This window comes from Rhizobium sp. CAU 1783 (assembly GCF_054551725.1).
Window position 1 is genome coordinate 1 of sequence record NZ_JBTOLM010000010.1, and the last position, 2,500, is coordinate 2,500.

The window sequence follows — 2,500 nt, forward strand, 5'->3', positions numbered from 1 at the left end:
CGAGCATCGACATGGCTGCCAAACGCAAAAAGCTCCTCGCGGGTTATGCTGAGGAGCTTTTGCAGAAGTTTCGGGAATGGGAGAACTTACAAGTTTCGTTGGTTGCGGGGGCAGGATTTGAACCTGCGGCCTTCAGGTTATGAGCCTGACGAGCTACCGGGCTGCTCCACCCCGCGTCACCAAGTTTCGTGGTTTTTTGTCCACGTGATTTTGTCTGTTCTGCGTGTTTTGCCTGCTTGAAGACAAAAGGACCGCTTTTGGCGGCCCTTTGGGAGTTCGGCGGGGCCGACGGTTGTGTCGAGAAGATTGAATTTGCCTTTAGCAGACCTGGCAGCGACCTACTCTCCCGCGTCTTGAGACGAAGTACCATTGGCGCTGGGGCGTTTCACGGCCGTGTTCGGAATGGGAACGGGTGCGGCCGCCCCGCAATAACCACCAGGTCGGCTAAGGGCAAATTTTGAGAAGCTGGTGAGGCGAACCTCTTTTTTTTTGAACACGTCAGGCAACATCGATTTCATCGATGAGCATAAGCAATGAGAACAATCAAGCCAATCGAGCTATTAGTAACGGTAAGCTTCACGCATTACTGCGCTTCCACACCCGTCCTATCAACGTGGTCGTCTTCCACGGCTCTGATAGGGAATACTCGTTTTCAGGTGGGTTTCCCGCTTAGATGCCTTCAGCGGTTATCCCTTCCATATATAGCTACCCTGCTATGCCGTTGGCACGACAACAGGTCCACCAGAGATATGTCCATCCCGGTCCTCTCGTACTAGGGACAGATCCTGTCAATATTCCTACACCCACGGCAGATAGGGACCGAACTGTCTCACGACGTTCTGAACCCAGCTCACGTACCGCTTTAATTGGCGAACAGCCAAACCCTTGGGACCTGCTCCAGCCCCAGGATGCGATGAGCCGACATCGAGGTGCCAAACAACCCCGTCGATATGGACTCTTGGGGGTCATCAGCCTGTTATCCCCGGCGTACCTTTTATCCGTTGAGCGATGGCCCTTCCACACGGGACCACCGGATCACTATGACCGACTTTCGTCTCTGCTCGACTTGTCAGTCTCGCAGTCAGGCGGGCTTATGCCATTGCACTCGACGACCGATTTCCGACCGGTCTGAGCCCACCATCGCGCGCCTCCGTTACTCTTTCGGAGGCGACCGCCCCAGTCAAACTACCCACCATACACTGTCCCGGATCCGGATAACGGATCGCGGTTAGACATCCATGACGATAAGGGTGGTATTTCAAGGATGGCTCCACAGAAACTGGCGTCCCTGCTTCAAAGCCTACCACCTATCCTACACATGCCGACACGAATGCCAGTGTAAAGCTATAGTAAAGGTGCACGGGGTCTTTCCGTCTAACCGCAGGAACCCCGCATCTTCACGGGGAATTCAATTTCACTGAGTCTATGCTGGAGACAGCGGGGAAGTCGTTACGCCATTCGTGCAGGTCGGAACTTACCCGACAAGGAATTTCGCTACCTTAGGACCGTTATAGTTACGGCCGCCGTTTACTGGGGCTTCGATTCAAAGCTTGCACCTCTCCTCTTAACCTTCCAGCACCGGGCAGGCGTCAGACCCTATACGTCGTCTTGCGACTTCGCAGAGCCCTGTGTTTTTGATAAACAGTCGCTACCCCCTGGTCTGTGCCACCCTCACATACTTGCGTATATAAGGGTCACGCTTCTTCCGAAGTTACGCGTGCAATTTGCCGAGTTCCTTCAGCATAGTTCTCTCAAGCGCCTTGGTATACTCTACCTGACCACCTGTGTCGGTTTCGGGTACGGTCTATAGGGTGGAGCTATTTCCTGGAACCGCTTCCCCGCCCGGACAATCCAATAAGTCCGAACAAGTTACGCGATCCGTCACTACCACCAGGCCCACGAATATTAACGTGGTTCCCATCGACTACGCATTTCTGCCTCATCTTAGGGGCCGGCTAACCCTGCTCAGATTAACTTTAAGCAGGAACCCTTGGTCTTTCGGCGAGGGAGTCTCTCACTCCCTTTATCGTTACTCATGTCAACATTCGCACTTCCCATACCTCCACGGGCCCTCACGGGTCCCGCTTCAACGGCTTAGGGAACGCTCCGCTACCACGTATCTTGCGATACATCCTCAGCTTCGGTGCATGGCTTTAGCCCCGTTACATTTTCGGCGCAAAGACCCTTATTTAGACCAGTGAGCTGTTACGCTTTCTTTAAATGATGGCTGCTTCTAAGCCAACATCCTGGTTGTTTTGGGATCCTCACATCCTTTCCCACTTAGCCATGACTTGGGGACCTTAGCTGGAGGTCAGGGTTGTTGCCCTTTTCACGACGGACGTTAGCACCCGCCGTGTGTCTGCCGACTAGTACTCCTCGGTATTCGGAGTTTGGTTAGGATCAGTAAGACGGTGAGTCCCCATAGCCCATCCAGTGCTCTACCCCCGAGGGTATTCGGTCGACGCTCTACCTAAATAGATTTCGCGGAGAACCAGCTATT

General features: G+C 53.7%; 1 tRNA gene and 2 rRNA genes (1 of these 3 cut by a window edge). All 3 read right to left on the reverse strand.

Annotated elements, in window-relative coordinates:
- Window positions 1-99 precede the first annotated feature (99 nt).
- Window positions 100-176 (reverse strand) — tRNA-Met (locus ACX93L_RS21655).
- Between the two features lie 149 nt (window positions 177-325).
- A 5S ribosomal RNA gene (rrf, locus tag ACX93L_RS21660) occupies window positions 326-440 on the reverse strand.
- Between the two features lie 99 nt (window positions 441-539).
- Window positions 540-2,500: ribosomal RNA gene (locus ACX93L_RS21665) — 23S ribosomal RNA — on the reverse strand; it runs 838 nt beyond the window's last position.